13 protein-coding genes are annotated in these 12,328 nt (G+C 40.3%); 8 read left to right on the forward strand and 5 right to left on the reverse strand.

Going from position 1 to position 12,328, the window contains the following annotated elements:
* The first annotated feature begins 48 nt into the window (after window positions 1-48).
* Both EAL2_RS01590 and EAL2_RS01595 read left to right on the forward strand, forming a co-directional pair.
* Complete coding sequence (locus EAL2_RS01590; protein WP_025434672.1) at window positions 49-1,404, forward strand: DDE-type integrase/transposase/recombinase; 1,356 nt, start codon at window positions 49-51, stop codon at window positions 1,402-1,404.
* Window positions 1,397-2,197, forward strand: a complete 801-nt coding sequence (locus EAL2_RS01595) for an ExeA family protein (protein ID WP_025434673.1) — start codon at window positions 1,397-1,399, stop codon at window positions 2,195-2,197. Before EAL2_RS01590 ends, EAL2_RS01595 begins: the two co-directional genes overlap by 8 nt.
* A gap of 534 nt (window positions 2,198-2,731) precedes the next feature.
* Here the strand turns inward: EAL2_RS01595 and EAL2_RS01600 are convergent.
* Complete coding sequence (locus tag EAL2_RS01600) at window positions 2,732-4,039, reverse strand: IS110 family RNA-guided transposase (protein ID WP_038601555.1); 1,308 nt, start codon at window positions 4,037-4,039, stop codon at window positions 2,732-2,734.
* Between the two features lie 369 nt (window positions 4,040-4,408).
* Here EAL2_RS01600 and EAL2_RS01605 point away from each other — a divergent pair, with 369 nt between their 5' ends.
* Window positions 4,409-5,215 (forward strand): NHL repeat-containing protein, encoded by an 807-nt coding sequence (locus tag EAL2_RS01605; RefSeq protein WP_158408871.1) that lies wholly within the window; start codon window positions 4,409-4,411, stop codon window positions 5,213-5,215.
* 394 nt (window positions 5,216-5,609) lie between these two features.
* On the opposite strand, the gene EAL2_RS01610 is transcribed toward EAL2_RS01605, so the two are convergent.
* Genes EAL2_RS01610 through EAL2_RS14685 form a run of 3 tightly spaced genes read right to left on the reverse strand, consistent with a single transcriptional unit; the run spans window position 5,610 to window position 7,712 of the window.
* On the reverse strand, window positions 5,610-6,023 hold the full coding sequence (locus tag EAL2_RS01610; RefSeq protein WP_025434675.1) for a hypothetical protein: 414 nt from the start codon (window positions 6,021-6,023) through the stop codon (window positions 5,610-5,612).
* Window positions 6,007-6,786, reverse strand: coding sequence for an IS21-like element helper ATPase IstB (gene istB / locus EAL2_RS01615; RefSeq protein ID WP_070810857.1), 780 nt, complete (start codon window positions 6,784-6,786; stop codon window positions 6,007-6,009). The genes EAL2_RS01610 and istB overlap by 17 nt, the downstream gene beginning before the upstream one ends.
* 2 nt (window positions 6,787-6,788) lie before the next feature.
* Entirely contained in the window at window positions 6,789-7,712 is a 924-nt protein-coding gene (locus EAL2_RS14685) for a Mu transposase domain-containing protein (RefSeq protein WP_025434677.1), read from the reverse strand.
* 547 nt (window positions 7,713-8,259) lie between these two features.
* Here EAL2_RS14685 and ltrA point away from each other — a divergent pair.
* From ltrA to hepT, 4 genes are all read left to right on the forward strand, one after another.
* Window positions 8,260-9,198, forward strand: a complete 939-nt coding sequence (ltrA, locus tag EAL2_RS01625) for a group II intron reverse transcriptase/maturase (protein ID WP_242842474.1) — start codon at window positions 8,260-8,262, stop codon at window positions 9,196-9,198.
* Between the two features lie 140 nt (window positions 9,199-9,338).
* The gene (locus EAL2_RS15660; protein ID WP_242842475.1) at window positions 9,339-9,587 is read left to right on the forward strand and encodes a hypothetical protein; all 249 of its coding nucleotides are present in this window, start codon (window positions 9,339-9,341) and stop codon (window positions 9,585-9,587) included.
* A 261-nt stretch (window positions 9,588-9,848) separates the two neighbouring features.
* The gene (gene mntA, locus EAL2_RS01630) at window positions 9,849-10,322 is read left to right on the forward strand and encodes a type VII toxin-antitoxin system MntA family adenylyltransferase antitoxin (RefSeq protein ID WP_242842476.1); all 474 of its coding nucleotides are present in this window, start codon (window positions 9,849-9,851) and stop codon (window positions 10,320-10,322) included.
* A 19-nt stretch (window positions 10,323-10,341) separates the two neighbouring features.
* Complete coding sequence (gene hepT, locus EAL2_RS01635) at window positions 10,342-10,722, forward strand: type VII toxin-antitoxin system HepT family RNase toxin (RefSeq protein ID WP_330375775.1); 381 nt, start codon at window positions 10,342-10,344, stop codon at window positions 10,720-10,722.
* A 150-nt stretch (window positions 10,723-10,872) separates the two neighbouring features.
* Here the strand turns inward: hepT and EAL2_RS15095 are convergent, their stop codons facing one another.
* Window positions 10,873-11,031 carry a ribbon-helix-helix domain-containing protein gene (locus tag EAL2_RS15095; protein WP_084480878.1) on the reverse strand — a complete coding sequence of 53 codons (159 nt, stop codon included), beginning with the start codon at window positions 11,029-11,031 and terminating at the stop codon, window positions 10,873-10,875.
* A 90-nt stretch (window positions 11,032-11,121) separates the two neighbouring features.
* Between EAL2_RS15095 and EAL2_RS01640 the strand changes: the two genes are divergently transcribed.
* A complete protein-coding gene (locus EAL2_RS01640; protein ID WP_025434680.1) occupies window positions 11,122-12,249 on the forward strand; it encodes an RNA-guided endonuclease InsQ/TnpB family protein in 1,128 nt (375 codons plus the stop codon).
* Window positions 12,250-12,328: the final 79 nt, after the last annotated feature.

Here is a 12,328-nt window from a genome sequence, read left to right on the forward strand (position 1 = left end):
ATGAATGCTACACTTTCATTAATTAAATATGAAAGGAGCATTAGGACTATGAAAACGCAAAGCAAACCTGAAGATGTAGCCGCAAAACGAATGCTGCTTATAATGCCGCTGCTTGAGGACGGCCTGGATCATAGCATGATTGTCGAGCTCAAAAAGAAGATTGCAGAGCAAAACGGTGTTTCCTACAGAAGTGTTTCTAGATATCTGTATGCCTTTAAAAAGAGTGGCTTTGAAGGATTAAAGCCCCGGTTTTCAAATACCAGAAATCAAAGCTCTTTGATGGAAAACTTTGATGAGATCGTTGACATCGCAGTGGAGCTAAGGCGCGAATGTCCGACTCGCAGCGTCAGGGATATCATCAAAATAATGGAACTTGAAAACCTTATTGAAGCTGGCACTTTAAGAAGAAGCACGCTTCAAAGACATCTTCATGCTCGAGGCTTTGGCTCCAAGCAGATGAAGATCTATACGAAAAAAGGGAGCGCATCCCGCAGGTTTCAAAAGAATCATCGCTGCATGCTCTACCAGGGCGACATCAAATACGGACCCTACCTTCCGATAGGAAAAAATGGTGCCAAGAAGCAGGTCTATTTGTCGGCGTTCATAGATGATGCCACCAGATTTGTCGTGTCCGCAAAGTTTTACGAAAACCAAAAGGTTGAGATAATCGAGGATACGCTCCGCAGCGCAATAATGAGCTACGGCAAGCCGGACGCCATCTATGTAGACAACGGAAAGCAGTATCGCTCGGAATGGCTTAAAAGAGCATGCACAAGGCTTGGAATCAAGCTTTTATTCGCAAAGCCCTACCACCCGGAGGGGAAAGGCAAAATCGAGGCCTTCAACCGCAGAGTGGATTCATTCCTTTCGGAAGTAGCCTTGATGAATATGACCTCGCTTGATGAGCTCAACCACTATCTTCAGCTATGGATTTCGAATCATTACCATAAAACAGAGCATTACGGACTCGGAGGAATCTCACCGGAAACGGCTTTCAAAACCGACTCTCGGCCTCTTAAGTTCATAGACATGGCAGCTTGCACCGAGGCCTTCCTGCATACCGATGAAAGGCTTGTAGACAAGACCGGTTGCGTCAGCTTCGCTGGTAAAAAGTATGAAGCAGGACTGCAGCTCATTGGCAGAAAAGTTGAGGTCCGCTATGATCCGTCATGGTCGCACGAAGTTGAAATTCACCATAAGGACTTTGAGCCCTTCAAAGCAAAAGAGCTTGAAATAGGAGAAAACTGCGGCGCTAGGGCTTCCCTGCCTCAGCAGCTTGCTCCCGTAAAAGCCGATGGCTCAAGGTTTCTGGAAGGACTAAACAAAGCAAACATCACCAACCGAACTAAAAAAGACATCGCAGTAGTCTTTAGAAAGAATCGGGAGGTGAAAGAAAATGTATGAAGCCTTCTTCGAGATGCAGCATACGCCCTTTGTAAACAGCGTACCCACAGAAAGTCTCTACATGTCTCCAATGCTCGATGAAACGCTTGGAAGACTTGAGTTCGTCGCAGAAAAGCGCCTGTTTGCACTGGTTACGGCAGATGTAGGCTGCGGCAAAACAACTGCCATTAGAAAATTTACAGCCTCGCTTCCCTCAGACCGCTATCAGGTACTGTACCTTTCAGATTCAAAGCTGACTCCCAGATGGTTCTATAAGGGTCTTCTTGATCAGCTCGGCGTAGAATCCAAGTTCTACCGTGGCGACTCGAAACGACAACTTCATCAGCATCTGGAGGTCATCCGGGGTGTTCACAGCAAGACAGTTGTTACAATAGTCGACGAAGCGCATCTTCTCGACCGGGAAACACTTGAAGAAATCCGATTTCTGCTAAACTACAAGATGGACTCCTTAAACCCGATGGCTCTTATTCTGGTTGGTCAAAATGAGCTATGGGACAAGCTCAAGCTTCAAAGATACGCTGCTATCCGCCAAAGAATAGACATAAAGTGCGAAATACCGCAGTATGACCGGGCTCAGACCCAAGAATACATAGCTGCGCACCTTGCATACGCAAAGGGTGCGCAGGAAGTTTTTACCGACAAGGCTATTGACGAGGTCTACAAGTACTCGGCCGGCTCAGCCAGAGCCATCAATAAAGTATGTACCCATGCGCTTATGTATGCCTCGCAGCGAGCAAAGAAGCTGGTCGACGACCACATGATCAGAACAGTAATCGAAGGCGAACTCCCTTAAAGTACGGCCATGACAGCATTGTCATGGCCAAAACAGAACCTAATCGCGGCAAGATAAGCGAGCAGTTTGAGGCAAAATTGTTGGTCAACTCATAGACAAATTTAGCGATTTATAACAATAAACTTAATATTACTGTATCTTTAATTGATGGGTACAACTCTCCATCATATTATTAATATCATATGGGAAATGTTATATTTACGATAAAATTCACTGAAGGTAAGATTTATCTATTTCATAAAGGGTAATAATACAATAATATTTACAATTATTTTTGAGTTTTGCTTGTATTCTCTACATGTTTCTTGAAAGGCATAGACACAAAGCTGTGGATTTAAAGGATTCACGGTTATATGATAGTTTACCTATTACATTTCATGCGGCAGCCTTTGATATTAAATGATAAAAAGTCCAGCTAAGAAATGTCTACAGTTAAATTTAAAAATGCTTGATATTTCTTCAGATAAAAAAGAGTAACTTTAATAAGCCTTTTGAGCATATCTCAAAAAGTGAAAAATCAGACCATGGATTTACTTACGCAGCTTTATCGCATTTAGCTCTTAAGTAATTCATTTGATGATCTTCTGGGGTGATGATAGCGAATTCTTTTTCATCACGAAGTATTGCAAACACAATGTTACAGACTTTATGCATAACAGCTCCAAGAGCAACCATTTTAGGCTTTGATTGGCATTTCTTTAAATAGTAATCACGCAAGACCGGATTTTTGGCAGAGCCATCTCTGTTCTTACTGATACTGATAAGAGCCATTGTATGAATAACTCTTCTGGCAATGCGGGAACCTCGCTTTGACATGGAGATCTTTGTGCCTTCAAATTGCCCAGACTGCTTTACAGCTGGATCTAGCCCAAAATAAGCAAAGAGTTGCTTTGGTGAACGAAAAGATGAAAAATCGCCAATCTCACCCATTAGACTCACTGCGGATAAGAAGCCAGCTCCTTTATAGGATTCAACTAAGCGGACTTGTTTCACAAAATCAGTAGTTTCATTCGTATCAACAAGTTCATGCATATCAGAAAGAACAGAGGCCACTTCAATATCATAGTTTCTGATAAAACGGATATATAGAAGTATTCGCTTGAAATTACTGCTTACAGAATACCCAAAGGTATTTGCATCATTTGCAGCCTGGATTATGGCATTATACTTGTTTTCAGCATATGTAAGTCCAAACCTGGCAGTAGACCTTATAGAATCAACAATCTCTTCTTTTGAGGCACTTAGAAATGCTTCAGGAGATGTGTATTTTTCCAGTAAGGTCAGAGCTGTATTTGTGGTTATCTTGGAAAATATTTTTAAATACTGTGGAAATACCATGCGCAATTCTCCCTGTAGCTTATTCACATAGGCAGAGCGATTATCCATCAGATCGTAATACTCTCTTGAAAGATTTCGCAAATCAAGAGCAAGATCAGATGGCATTAGTGATACCTTTAAATCAGGTTTAAGACCTACCAATGCAACCTTTCTTGAATCAAAACGGTCATTATGTACTTTTCTAATGTTGATGTTTGTGCTATTCTTAGTGATGATAGGATTGATAACCGCAATGTTAAAACCCTTATCACGAAGATAGCAGAAGAGTGGGTAATGATAAATTCCCGTGGATTCCAGAAAGATGCGACTTTCTAAGGAATACAGCTCTTCTGCTTCTTTTATTTTAGAAACAACTAAGCTTAAGGAATTAAGGTCGGAATGCATGATTTTAAAAGGCTTTCCCACAAAGGTCTGGTTAGGCAGTGCGATAGACATCCAACTGAAGTCCGCACCAACATCAATACCGACCGAGATAAATAAATTTTCAAAAAGATTGTTTGACATGAGCAAAAGCTCCTTTCTGATAGGAATCCATTTCCATTAAATGAGTACACAACCTAGCATGTTATACAGGTATAGCCTGAGGCTCCCAACCAGCCGAATCATAAAACCTCATTGAATGGACTAATTGACTTATTAATAGGTATGAGTCAGCAGGAACTGACTTCCCAAGGAGACGAACATTATTTGTCCTACCCTAGAGAATTATACTTTATGGAAAGTCTGGAGTCTATTAGGGAGCCATCAAACATGACAAATATTTATGGATAACATCTGATGAAGGAAGAACACCTTCTTCTGTTATCTGATATGGAAACTTATAAACTGTATAGCTGTAATGGCTATATCATTATTATACTAGGAGATGATTTTATGAAATGCAAGCGTATACGAGTAGGGATATTTGCATTTGCGTTAGCATTGTTACTATCAGCGACTCCACTTGTTGGATTGGCTGATAACTCAAACACAGATGTCTATGAATTTGTAACCAGATGGGGCAGCAGTGGTACTGGCGATGGACAATTTGCAAGTTCATATGGCATAGCAACAGATAACAGAGGCAACGTGTATGTGGCTGACACCTATAACGACAGGGTGCAGAAGTTTGACTCTGATGGCAATTTCATAACCAAATGGGGTAGCAATGGAACTGGCGATGGGCAGTTTGATTCCCCAAGTAACATAGCCGTAGATGGTAGAGGCAATGTATATGTAGGTGATGTTTTGAACTATAGAATACAGAAGTTTGACTCTAATGGCAACTTTATAACCAAGTGGGGAAGCAATGGCGCTAGTGACGGACAGTTTAATGTTCCATCCGGAATAGCAACAGACAGAAGCGGCAACGTGTATGTAAGTGATGTTTGGAACGCGAGGGTACAGAAGTTCGACTCTTACGGTAACTTCATAACCAAATTTAGTGTTGCTAACGCAAGCGGCATAGAAGTAGACAATCGAGGTAATATGTATGTGGTAGAGCCTATGCTTTCCGCGATGGTGAAAAACGACTCTGATGGCAATTTCATAACATCGCTGTATTACTGGGATAATCCTCCTTTCTTGTTTATTCCTAACGATGTAGCGGTAGATAACAAAGGGAATTTATTCGTTATAGGCTCAAGTGGAGGAACTATAGAAGTACAAAAATATGCACTTCAACAGGCAGACGGACAATAGGTAACTGTAAATAGCCAAACCAGGCACCAAGTTAACAAGTTATTTGAAAATCAGTCTTTCGGGACTGATTTTTTTCGCGTGTGCGTCCAGTAAAATACCACGAGCCAGGTACCAAGTTATTGTAGAATCAGTTGATACTGGTTCTTTTTTTGCTGTCTAACCCCATATGGCGACAGGCTGTAAAATGAAGTAGTTATTCAAGATTAAGTTAATTACGATTAACTTAATCTTGAATAACTAAGAAATAGCTGGAGCCTGATATAGATTATCAAGTAAAATTGACCACTTTTTAAGCACATTAACGTTTAAAATTGACCACCAATAAGATGTATTTTCAACTATGAGGGCAGCTTTTTTGCCCTCATAGTTGTCTTTAGAATCAGTATTTGTACTCTTATAAAACAGATAGAGAGTACCCGTTATCTTTTATTGCCTTGCTATAAACAAATATCTGATTTGAACTTTTATCAAGTCGAATGAATCTGTGTAGCTCAGTAATCCTATCACGTATTAATTCGATAATAAGATTATCAAACTCACTATTCCTTGATAGTGCTTGATTTTCAACTTTTGAAGTGGAGGGTTTTGCTCCACATAACTCTTCTAGGCTCATGAAATGAGTCTCCTCGGATTTTAGTCCAAATTTTTTTGTGCTTCTATTGAATGTATACATTGATTCGTTTCTCATTTTTCTTTGAAAGGCTGGATAATCAAGGCCGCATTCGTTGATTACATACTCCTGTGCAGCCTGGCGCCCTTGCTTGTTGTATATTTCTACGTAATTATCATAGTTATGATCTTGGCTCATTATTTCTTGCCTCCCTTGGCTTCCCCTTTACACGATAACTCTCGCCTGTTATACTGACTATGTGAGAGTGATGTACCAGCCTATCAAGGATTGCAGTAGCTGCAAGCTGGCTGGTAAATATTTCTCCCCAGCGTTCTAACGGTAAATTGGTTGTTATAATGAGAGCGTTTTTCTCGTATCTGTGGCGGATAAATTGAAAAAACAGGCTCTCTTTTTCTTTGTCCATTTTCAGATATCCCAACTCATCCAGAAGTATAAGGTCTATTCTGGAAAGCTTCTTCAGAAACTTTTTTAGACTTCCTTGATAAGCCTGATTAGAAAGCTCGTCGATAAATTCATTGGCATTCACGCACAGGACTCTTTTCCCAGCCTCACAGGCTTTTATCCCAATAGCTGTGGCCACATGACTTTTCCCGACTCCAGGTGGTCCAATCAAGATGATGTTTTCACTGCGCTTCAGAAAATCTAAGCTGGCTAGCTCCATTATTTTTCCTTTATGACGGTAGGAATGGAATGCAAAATCATAATTCTCAATGGTATTCTCACATTTGAATCCGGCTCCCTTTATGAGTCTTTCCAGAGTACGCTCCTTCTTTCCCTTATCTTCGTATTGGAGCAATTTAATTAAAAATTGCCTATAATCCAGTTTTTCTTCGCTGGCTTCCTCGATCAAATCTTTGTAATTATCCCGGATGTCTACTAATTTGAATCTTTTCAGTGTTTTGTATATGTACTGATCTTCTTCGTTAATTACAGAATTCACACTCAAAATTGACCACCCGCCTTATAGTACGACAAGTCTCTTATCAAATCTGGATTCGCCTCAGTTGCTGCTGTTGCAACATCGCCCAAGCTTCCAACCAAAATATCCAAAGCCTTGGCTTTTAGGGTTTCTTTTATTCCGTCAATTTCATAAATACCATTGTCAATGCAGTGCCCTAGAATCAAATCCAAGCATTCGACTGAGTAAAGCTCTTGAAGCTTAAGAAACTGGCGTGCATGATAGCTGGGCTGCTGAACAGTATTGCCGCATTTTTCAAAATATTCGCTGCCTCGCACGAAGGTCTCTGTAAATTTTCTCTTTATCTCCGGTATTGATTTTGGCGTTTTCACAGCAACTCCATCGTAATGCAAGTCTTCCTTGCGTGTCTTGTTGCGGCCTCTGTCTAATTCCCGGGTGACAATGCAGTTGTTCTTTAAATCATAAACTTTCAAGCGGTAACCGTATAAAACTCGAATTCGCACTGTCTTGTCCACAAATTTTACGGGTACGCTATACTTATTGCTATCAACACTGATTAGTGAATCTATACTGACTTTCCTTGGTTTTGATTCAGATTTGTAGAAGTGTTTTTTTGGCAATGCCAGTAGTGATAGTGATTCCTCCTGGAATGCTTCTGACGGCACTCTTTTTGTAGTTCCATGCTTTTGGTTGCACCACTCATCAACAAATTTCTTTCCTGCTGCATTCAGCACCTCCATCGAGGGGAATGAATTTCCTTTGATAAATTGCTCTTCTATGTAGTTGAAAGGTCTCTCTATTTTGCCTTTTGTCCTTGCCCTGTAGGGCGCACAGGCATTTAATTCCACCCCCAAATGAGTAGCCATTCTTAGAGCATCAAGGTTATAACGTGGCTCTTTACCTTCTATGTTTTCGATAACTAGCGCTTTTGGATTATCTATGAGCAATTCTTGCGTGACACCTCCAAATTCAAAAGAATAGCCGGAGCCAGGCAGTGCGGCCGAGCAAGGTCGTAACATAAAGCGGGTGTGAATCCAGCATAGTAAAGTTTAACCAACAACTATTAGTTAGCCTTGGAGGGAGACAGGCAACTGTCTCCTTTAAGCGTAGGCAAACGAGTTAGCAGGCCGAAAGCGATAGCTGAAGGGATTGAGCCACGAAATTCGAATTAGGAAGGCTGATGTAGTTGTCTGTACAGAAAGCAACACTCTGCTAATCGCTTTGGTGAGAATAGCAGAGCTTCCTCGGGGTCGGAGACCTCGGCATGCTAAACATTGTTATGTTACGGCAACTCGGGAGACCCTGAAAGCTCTTTCTTAAATGTAGAAAGTATGGATAACAAGCGATACAAAGTGAGGAGTCCAAAAGGTTTTCAGGGAGTCGGATTACAGCATAGTACCTGTGAATTAGGGTAATTCCTAAGGAGGGAAGGCTGTAACATATTATCAATCTTGAAAAGGGAAACATTACACTCACTCAGAGGAGAGACAAATAATGAGAACGGAACTTGAGAGAATAGCAGAAGTAGCAAAAGAACGGCCAGATGAGAAGTTTACATCGCTGGTACACCTCATAAATGAAGAATCACTCGTGCAGGCGCATGAAAGAATGAAACAAAGGAAATCGCCTGGAGTCGACCAAGTGACAAAGGATGAATATGAAGAAAATCTAAGGGAAAACATAAGAACTCTTATTGGCAGGATGAAGACAAATTCATACAGACCAAAGCCAACCCTGCGCAAGTATATTCCAAAAGCAGGGTCAGATAAGAAAAGACCTTTGGGAATACCTTCATATGAAGACAAATTGGTGCAATCTGTATTGGCTGACATATTGAATGCCATATATGAACAGGATTTTCTTGACAGTTCATTTGGTTTCAGACCTCAAAGAGGATGTCATGACGCTCTGAAGGTTCTTAATAGGATTATCGAGCGAAGGAATGTAAACTATGTAGTGGATGCGGATATAAAGGGCTTTTTCGACAATGTAAATCATGATTGGATGATCGCATTTCTGAAACATAGAATTGCAGACCCTAAAACCATAAGACTGGTAAACAGATTTATGAAAGCAGGGGTAATGGAGAATGAAGAACTTAGTCCTACTACAGAGGGAACTCCGCAAGGGGGAGTTATATCCCCAATACTTGCAAACATATATTTGCACTACGTGCTGGACTTGTGGTTTGAAAAGATAGTGAGGAAAAGATGTAAAGGGCAGGCATATATGGTCAGGTATGCGGATGATTTTGTATGCTGCTTTGAATATGAAGCGGAAGCAGTAGTATTTTATGAAGCTCTTGTAGAAAGACTGAGGAAATTCAGTCTTGAAATATCAAAGGATAAGACCAAGATAATTAAGTTTGGAGAGAATGCTCAAAAGGAGTGTATAAATCTGGGAAAGCAAAGCCGGAAACGTTTGATTTCTTAGGATTTACACATTACTGTGGATTAAGCAGTGATAAACGTTTCCGTGTTAAGAGAAGGACCAGTAAGCGTAAATTCAGAGCAAGTCTGCAAAATTTCAAACAATGGCTCAGAAATAACATGCACATGAATGCTGTTGAGCTAATGAAAAGGCTATGGACAAAACTCGTTGGATATTACAGATATTACGGCGTAACTGATAATACAAGAGCGATTAGAAACTTCAAGGACGAAGTGAGAAGACTTTTGTACAAAAGACTCAATAGGAGAAGCCAAAAGGACAGCTTCAACTGGTACAAGTACGCACTATTCCTTAAGAAATTCCCACTACCTGCACCGAGAATATATGTAAGTATATATGAACTCAGAAGCCATATAAGCTACATAATGTGAATGATAATATGAGGAGCCGTGTGCGTTAGTAGCGCAAGCACGGTTCTGTGAGGAGCAGGCCTGCAATCAAAAGACACAGAGCTAATGAGAGGGACCTGTTTACTCGACCCAAGTTAACAACTTATTCGAGCTTACGAACTTATGGAGAATCAGTCTTCGGATTGATTCTCCTTTTTAGTTAGGCAACTATTCTCTAAAACTACATTTCGAGAATAATAGTCCCGCTATACGAATTTCATGAAATCCGCCGGCTGTGATATAATGAAAATAGTTATATTAAGGCATGAAAATAAAAAATCTGTGGATCAAACGAAAGGATGTGGTTGTTTGTACTTATCTTTGGAATATAAAAAAAAGATAATCGAATTTTTAATTGAAAAGCTGCATCCGGAATTCATATATATCTTTGGTTCTTATGCCAGAGGAGAAGCAAGGGAAGATAGCGATATAGATTTGGCCGTATATGTTGGAGAATATATAGGGTCATATGAATTATTTGTCCTGGGCAACGAGCTTTCTTTCGATTTAGGAAAGGATGTACAGATAATAGATTTGAAATCTGCAAGCGCAGTCTTTGCGGCCCAGATTGTAGGTAATGGACAGGTTTTATATTGCCGGGACGATTTTGTGAGGGCAAATTATGAAATAAGGATTTTCAAGGATTATGCAAAGCTGAACGAGGAGAGAAAAGTCATTTTGGATGCTATTGAAAGGGACGGGAAAGTATATGAATAAGGATGTCTTGTACAATAAGATGAGCATAGTCGAGCGATGCGTTTCTAGAATCAATGAGGTCTACGATGGCAATCCAGAAAATCTAAAGGATTATACGAAACAGGACTCAATAATCCTCAACATACAAAGAGCAATTGAGGCTATTATAGATATGGCTATGCATGTTATTTCGGAAAAAAAGTTGGGAATACCTCAAAACAGCAGAGATGCATTTGAAGCCCTGGCTGAAAACGGAATAATCGATGAAGTCATATTGAAGAAAATAAAAAGCATGATAGGGTTCAGGAATATAGCAGTACATAATTACCAAAAACTGAATTTGGAAATACTTGAAAAAGTTATAGAGAATAATTTGAATGATTTCGATGACTTCGTAAAGGCTATATTGAAATTTTTTTAGCATTAGTCGAGCCCGACACGAACATGAGAACTTAACGGAAGAAACAGTGATGAATTTTAGAAAGGATAACGTGATACAATAGATTCAATGAAGATAATATGGGAGGTGGCTAACAGTTAATAAAAATCTATAAAAAGATAAAAGAATCTGTTATTTTCTAACAGATTCTAATAGTAGCTGTATGGCTTTGTCCAGTAGCTTAGATATTGGAATACCTGTGTCTTGCGCGTATGCTTTCAACTCATTCAATAGTTTTGTATCAACTGCATTTGATATTGGTGTTCTTGTTTTCAGGTCTTTATTAGCCATTTTAGTCACCTCATTCAAATTATAGCATGCAGCTACAGTCCTTGCAAGTCCATGGACAAAATGTTATAATATAGCTAGGAGGTGGTGGTCATGATAAAAGGGCTAAAGATAAGGCTCTACCCAACGCCAGACCAAGAGCACCTAATGTGGCAGCACATAGGTAGTATGAGATTTGTTTATAACTGGGCACTATCAAGACGCTCTGACGAGTACAGGGCAAGCGGCAAAATGCTGTCCGTTGCTGACCTTGGCAAAGAGCTGACTCAGTTAAAGCAGACAGATGAGTTTTCATGGCTGTATGAGATATCCAATGCAACGCTCAAAGAATCCATAAGAGACTTAGAAAAAGCGTATAAGGGATTCTTCAATGGCGGCGGCTTTCCAAGATTCAAAAGCAGGAAGCGATCAAGGACAGGGTTCTACTCAAGATATGACAAACTGTATTTCAAAGAAAGCATGGTCAATCTTGAAAAAATAGGCAAGGTCAGATGTAGGCACGACTATGGCATAGACCTGACGCAAGTTCAGAAATTCTCAAACCCAAGAGTCAGCTATAACGGTAGATGTTGGGTGCTCGCAGTAGGAATAGAAATAGAGCAGGAAAAGCCTGAACTTACAGAGGTATCGCTTGGCATAGACCTTGGCATCAAACAGCTTGCGATTACCAATGTAGACGAATTGGACGCTAATAACATAAATAAGACCGCAAGAGTTAGAAAGCTTGAGAAAAGACTTAAGCGATATCAAAGACAATGTTCGCGCAAGTATGAAAATAATCGTAAAGGGAGGAGTTACCGAAAAACTAAGAACATTGCAAAAATCGAAAAGAAGATAAAAAAGCTTCACGGAAGGCTTGCAAACATACGGCTCAACCATATACATCAGACAACATTAGCCATGGTGAAAACCAAGCCATATAGAGTTGTCATGGAAGACCTCAATGTTTCAGGCATGATGAAGAACAAGCACTTATCTAAAGCGATAATGCAGCAGGGCTTTGCGGCTTTCATAGCTCAGATGAAGTACAAATGCGAAGCTTTAGGCATAGAGTTTGTTCAAGTGCCGAGGTTCTACCCCTCAAGCAAGAAATGCTCGCATTGCGGAAATATCAAGAAAGACCTCAAGCTTTCGGATAGAACCTATAAGTGCGAATGCGGTTTCACATGCGACAGGGACAAGAATGCGGCTTATAACCTTGCAGGATATGGTTTGGCATAATCACATTCAAGATTATCCAAATTGGGGATTCGTTATAACCCACTATGCGAAAGCATGGCAAAGCCTGTGGAGTGTTACA

The organism is Peptoclostridium acidaminophilum DSM 3953 (assembly GCF_000597865.1).
GTDB lineage: Bacteria > Bacillota > Clostridia > Peptostreptococcales > Peptostreptococcaceae > Peptoclostridium_A > Peptoclostridium_A acidaminophilum.